Below are 5,475 nucleotides of genomic sequence, written 5' to 3'. Positions count from 1 at the left end.
CTGGGTCCGATCCCGGAGGATCTTCCCCCGCACGACTTGCATGTATTAGGCACGCCGCCAGCGTTCATCCTGAGCCAGGATCAAACTCTCCGATAAAGAACTAGCTCAAAAAGAATCAACAGGTCATGCTTCACTCTTTAGTTTTCAAGGAACACATCGAAATTCTTTTTTCTCAACCGCGTTTCGCAGCGACAAAATAGATAATAACAAGATAAAATAAAGGTGTCAACACTTTTTTTAATAAAACCAATCTCTTTTCCACATCTTACTTTCAAGAAATGTTACAAAGACGGTTCTCCCCATCGAAATGCTCTCTGTATTCCTGTCTCAAGTCAAAATAAACGAACGATCCTACACGTATTCCAAAATATTATTCGTGTTTTTTACAGATACCCATTGATTTCTGTTTTTTGGTTTGATATAGTATCTAGGGTTTTGCAGGAGATGAGAAGTCAAGTTTTTCTTTCGAAAAAAGCCAAAGTTAAGGATAGAACATCCATGCCACTATGGAGGGATCCGAATGAAAACGAAATATGACGTCATCGTCGTCGGTGCCGGACCTGCAGGAATTTTCACCTGTTACGAGCTTAGTTTAAAAATGCCGGAGGCCAAAGTCCTGTTGATCGATAAGGGGCACGACATCTATTCGCGAAATTGTCCCATTTTACAGAAAAAAATTCAAAAATGCCCTCCTCCAGCGGGCAAAAAAGACTTCGCCGGATGTGTACCCGCTTGTTCCATCACCAACGGGTTTGGAGGAGCAGGAGCTTATTCTGATGGGAAATTTAATATCACCAGCGAATTTGGCGGATGGATGACCGATTACCTCTCAACGGATACTGTACTCGACTTAATCCACTATGTAGATCAAATCAATTTGCAACACGGCGCCACTGACACGATTACCGACCCCTTGACCGAAAAAGTCAAGGAAATCGAAAAACGCGCTTATTCCGCCGGCCTCAAACTCCTCCGGGCACAAGTCCGCCATCTCGGAACAGAACAAAACCTTAAGATCCTGGCCAGCATTTACGAATATCTGAATGGCAAAATCGACATGATGTATAAGACGGAAGTTCTCGATCTCATCACGGAGCGAATCGAAGGCAGACATCATGCGGTGGGAGTCGAGTTAAAGGACGGAACACAAATTTTTTCCAAACAGATCGTGATAGTGCCCGGGCGCGATGGTTCAGCCTGGCTGGCAAAACTTTTGCGGAAGCGTCGTGTGAAAATGTCTGCCAACCAGGTGGATATCGGTGTCCGGGTAGAAACAAGCAACATTGTCATGGAAGAGATTAACCAGCATTTGTATGAAGGCAAATTTATTTTTAATACCTCAGTCGGAACCCGGGTTCGCACTTTTTGCAGCAACCCATCCGGTCATGTTGTCGTCGAAAACCATTCTGGCATCATGCTGGCAAACGGTCATGCGTACAAAGATCCCAAACTCGGCAGCGAAAATACAAATTTCGCACTACTCGTTTCCCATAAATTCGATGATCCCTTTGATCAGCCGACCGAATACGCCCATGAAGTGTCACGTTTGGCCAATCAGCTCTCCAACGGCAGCGTCATTGTCCAAAAATACGGCGATATCCTGAAAGGAAGACGTTCAACTCCAAAGAGAATAAAAGAAGGATTTATCACTCCCACTTTGAAAGAAGCCGTTCCGGGAGACCTTGGTCTGGTCCTCCCCTACAACACGATGAAAAGCCTGATTGAAATGGTTGAGGCATTGGATAAGGTAACGCCAGGGATCGCATCGGAACACACACTGTTTTACGGAGTAGAAGCAAAATTCTACTCTGCCCGTCCAAAACTGAATGAACACTTTGAATCGGAAATTTCCGGACTCTATTTAGGGGGAGACGGAGCCGGAATCACCAGAGGACTTGCTCAGGCAAGTGCATGTGGCGTCTGGATTGCCCGCTCCATTATCACCAAAATGAAAAAAGGCGAATAATAAATGAAAACACCTCCGAATGGAATTACCATCAGGAGGTGTTTTTCGTATTATCGTGTTGCTTTATGGTTCCCGGCAATGGAGTAACCGGAGACCCGGGTTCCAATTAACGGGAACGATTCGAAGTTTAGAATCTAAACAGGGATGCTTTTCCCTTTATTGCGAACAGACAGAATATAGAGAGCGACCCCTAACAAAATGGCAACAAGTGCAAATACCATATTGATCGGATACTCAGTCGCTGTTTTGGGCAGTTGTCCTCCTTGCGGGGGTTGATGGCTGCCACCTCCCGGATTGTTCGTACCCGGTTGGTTTCCACCAGGATTGTTCCCTCCCGGATTGTTTCCTCCTGGATTGTTTCCACCAGGATTGTTCCCTCCTGGTTGATCACCGCCACCAGGTTGGCCAGGCTGACCGGGATTTTGGCATTTCACTCCCAGGTCGACATTAACAAGAACAACCTGACCGACGAGATGCGCACCAACCAACAGTTTCACTTTGACTACATAATAAGCACTTGCTTTGGGATGATATTCGATTTTAAACTCTTTATCTCCTTGACCAGGCTCGAAGACTCCGGATTTCACCAGTTTTCCCTGGCTGATGTCGGCTTCCTTGTTTGGAAGCTCGTAAATCTCGTAAGGAACCGTCGCTTTCAGATCAGCCCCCACAACGGCCAATAATTTTGCCAAGCTTTTCACAGTGACTTTCAGCACGATTGAATCGCAATCCGCCTTAACTTTAACCACATTTAAAAGGTTTGCTTTGGCAAAGAGTTTCAACTGCGCATCCAAGTTCACATTGACTGCCGCAGCAGACGAAACGGCCGGAAACACACTAAATGCCAACAAGAAGACAGCAAACAACACAGACAACAATGGTTTCGATTTTTTTACCATTATGTATCCCTCCTTTTGTGATAATATCTTTCCACAACTGTTTCAATTTTCCTTCTCTGAGATTTATTATATAAGCCCCAAAAAAATACAATTCATAATTTGTACAAATTTTGTTTCACTAAATACACCCAACATACGGTGGTTCATTTAAGTCTGACGAGCAGGTCATATCGCGTCTTCATACTCCTTAAACCTTGACTTCGCCAAACAGGCAAAGTCCGTTGTTTGATGAAGTTTCGGATTTTCAGGCAATATCATCCCATCAAAAATACATTTAGTTGATTCCTTGTACTATGGCCAAATAGATGCTCGAAAATGCGGTATGATTCGGCGAGTGAGTGTAGGAAAAAGAAGTGCTTATTTCTGTGAGGCGGAAAGAAGAAAGAGCGAAGGGGCTATTTTGATGGTTAGTCCCGAGACTGCTGACAAAGAAAGCAGGATGACAATCTTGTGTGTCAAAAAAATTAGTTTAGAACAGAGTCAAAATCCCACTCCAATCGAGAAGGCACTATTGAATTGGTTAAAAAAGCGAGGTGAAACCAGATGAAAGTGACAGATTATTCTCGGATTGCAGACCGATATGACCAAAATCCATACCGACGACAAATCGGACCTGATGAGAACTTGAAGCGATATTTTGCTCAGCATCCTGATCGAGAATTTCGCGTTTTGGACTTAGCATGCGGTACGGGATTATATTTGCAAAAACAATTACATGCCTTTGCATCGGTGTCGGTTGAATGGTACGGGTTAGATGCATCGCAAGCCATGTTGAATCAAGCGAAAAGGAGGGTTCCAAACGTCCGGCTGATTCAAGGATTGGCTGAAGAAATGCCATACGAACCGGAGAGCTTTGATGTAATAGTGAACCATTATGCTTTTCATCATTTCGCTGAAAAATCGAGGGTACTGGATGAGGTCACTCGTATATTGAAGAAAAACGGCATGTACAAGATGCACAACATCTCCATCCATGAAATGCGGCAATGGTGGGTGTATCAATACTTCCCTTCAGCGTATTTTGAGGATTTGAAGAGATTTTGGCCAAAAGATCTGATTTATCGTGAATTATCCGTAAGAGGTTTTCAAGTTGAACTGGACATCCGTTATAGAATGACTTCTATGCCGTTGACCGAATGTATGCAACATGCTCGCAATCGGGATATTTCTGTATTGACGTTAATTGATGAAAAAGACTATCAGGCAGGGGTGGAAAGATTGGAAACGGAGTTAAACCGCGATTCCGAAGCCAGCATCATCAATGATTTTGCAGAACTGCACTTGATTGCTGTGAAATAATAGGATCTACCCGATTCATCCGATAGGTGGCTCTTGTCCTGTAGATAGTTTGATCAAATTTTATACAACTTCTATTTTCTCCTTTTTTTAAAATCCATTGACAAACCCAGAAGAAATAAACCGCTGGGTTTGTCAATGGCCTCAGGCTATTCCGACAGATACCCCTCTTTTATAATTTCATTTCTAACTTGAATTATGTCATTCCATTCCAGCAGGGAGAATATCGCCTTCCGGGTACATCTTTCACCCCACAGACTGTGCCCATGCCGGGCGCACGAAAAAAGAGGAGAAAACACCAATCGGCATTCTCCTCTTAACGATTGATTGGAGCGGAAGACGGGATTCGAACCCGCGACCCTCGCCTTGGCAAGGCGATGCTCTACCCCTGAGCCACTTCCGCACTAATGGGGCGATCGGTGGGAATCGAACCCACGAATGCCGGAGCCACAATCCGGTGCGTTAACCACTTCGCCACGACCGCCATCAACAAAAATTTTTTAAGAACAGTGGAGCTTCCTACCAGGCTCGAACTGGTGACCTCTTCCTTACCATGGAAGCGCTCTGCCAACTGAGCTAAGGAAGCATTTTCTGGCTCCTCAGGCAGGACTCGAACCTGCAACCTACCGGTTAACAGCCGGGTGCTCTACCATTGAGCTACTGAGGAACATGGAGCGGGTGAAGGGAATCGAACCCTCGCATTCGGCTTGGAAGGCCGATGTTCTACCACTGAACTACACCCGCTTATTGGTGCGGTCGGCGAGACTCGAACTCGCACGGCCAGGGGCCACTACCCCCTCAAGATAGCGTGTCTGCCAATTCCACCACGACCGCAAACCATCTCGAACCTTCGACACCCTGATTAAAAGTCAGGTGCTCTACCAACTGAGCTAATGGCTCAAAATTTGAACTGGTGGAGGGAGTAGGATTCGAACCTACGAAGGCAATGCCAGCGGATTTACAGTCCGCCCCAGTTGGCCACTTTGGTATCCCTCCAAAACGCTCAATTATCTCTTTCACAGATCTTAATGTTAACATATTGGATAAAAAAAAGCAAGTATTTTTTTCGATACTCGATGAAAACCGGCATTCTGATCCTGCGAAGCAAACCTTCCGGCATTCACAAAGAACCATTTAATTGATCACAAAAAAACCCATCTCAATCGAGATGGGTTTTTTTGTGCCTGGCAACGACCTACTCTCCCAGGGGTGAACCCCGAGTACCATCGGCGCTGGAGGGCTTAACTTCCGTGTTCGGGATGGGAACGGGTGGATCCCCTCCGCTATCATCACCAGACAGGTGGCGTGCCCTGG

General features: G+C 45.4%; 3 protein-coding genes, 7 tRNA genes and 2 rRNA genes. 2 read left to right on the top strand and 10 right to left on the bottom strand.

The features are described from left to right. Nucleotides 1-96: ribosomal RNA gene (locus I8U19_RS16930) — 16S ribosomal RNA — on the bottom strand; the annotation flags it as partial. Between the two features lie 424 nt (nucleotides 97-520). Here I8U19_RS16930 and I8U19_RS16925 point away from each other — a divergent pair. Beyond that, nucleotides 521-1,966, top strand: a complete 1,446-nt coding sequence (locus I8U19_RS16925) for an NAD(P)/FAD-dependent oxidoreductase (RefSeq protein WP_198056605.1) — start codon at nucleotides 521-523, stop codon at nucleotides 1,964-1,966. Between the two features lie 134 nt (nucleotides 1,967-2,100). On the opposite strand, the gene I8U19_RS16920 is transcribed toward I8U19_RS16925, so the two are convergent. Beyond that, entirely contained in the window at nucleotides 2,101-2,865 is a 765-nt protein-coding gene (locus tag I8U19_RS16920; protein WP_198056604.1) for a hypothetical protein, read from the bottom strand. A 543-nt stretch (nucleotides 2,866-3,408) separates the two neighbouring features. Here I8U19_RS16920 and I8U19_RS16915 point away from each other — a divergent pair. Then, nucleotides 3,409-4,164, top strand: coding sequence for a class I SAM-dependent methyltransferase (locus I8U19_RS16915; protein WP_198056603.1), 756 nt, complete (start codon nucleotides 3,409-3,411; stop codon nucleotides 4,162-4,164). A gap of 325 nt (nucleotides 4,165-4,489) precedes the next feature. Here the strand turns inward: I8U19_RS16915 and I8U19_RS16910 are convergent. From I8U19_RS16910 to rrf, 8 genes are all read right to left on the bottom strand, one after another. After that, nucleotides 4,490-4,564 (bottom strand) — tRNA-Gly (locus I8U19_RS16910). Nucleotides 4,565-4,569: 5 nt separating this feature from the next. After that, nucleotides 4,570-4,645, bottom strand: a tRNA-His gene (locus tag I8U19_RS16905). A 26-nt stretch (nucleotides 4,646-4,671) separates the two neighbouring features. Continuing rightward, nucleotides 4,672-4,747: transfer RNA gene (locus I8U19_RS16900), tRNA-Thr, on the bottom strand. Between the two features lie 6 nt (nucleotides 4,748-4,753). Then, a tRNA-Asn gene (locus tag I8U19_RS16895) sits at nucleotides 4,754-4,828 on the bottom strand. Nucleotides 4,829-4,831: 3 nt separating this feature from the next. Continuing rightward, a tRNA-Gly gene (locus tag I8U19_RS16890) sits at nucleotides 4,832-4,905 on the bottom strand. A gap of 4 nt (nucleotides 4,906-4,909) precedes the next feature. Continuing rightward, a tRNA-Leu gene (locus I8U19_RS16885) sits at nucleotides 4,910-4,995 on the bottom strand. 77 nt (nucleotides 4,996-5,072) lie between these two features. Beyond that, nucleotides 5,073-5,157: transfer RNA gene (locus I8U19_RS16880), tRNA-Tyr, on the bottom strand. A gap of 186 nt (nucleotides 5,158-5,343) precedes the next feature. Further along, nucleotides 5,344-5,458 (bottom strand): 5S ribosomal RNA (gene rrf, locus I8U19_RS16875). Nucleotides 5,459-5,475: the final 17 nt, after the last annotated feature.

The sequence above is a fragment of the Thermoactinomyces sp. CICC 10523 genome, from assembly GCF_016055105.1.
Taxonomy (GTDB): Bacteria; Bacillota; Bacilli; order Thermoactinomycetales; family Thermoactinomycetaceae; genus Thermoactinomyces_A; species Thermoactinomyces_A daqus.
Note: the sequence above shows the minus strand (reverse complement) of the source record. Positions and strands in the feature narration are given on the sequence as shown.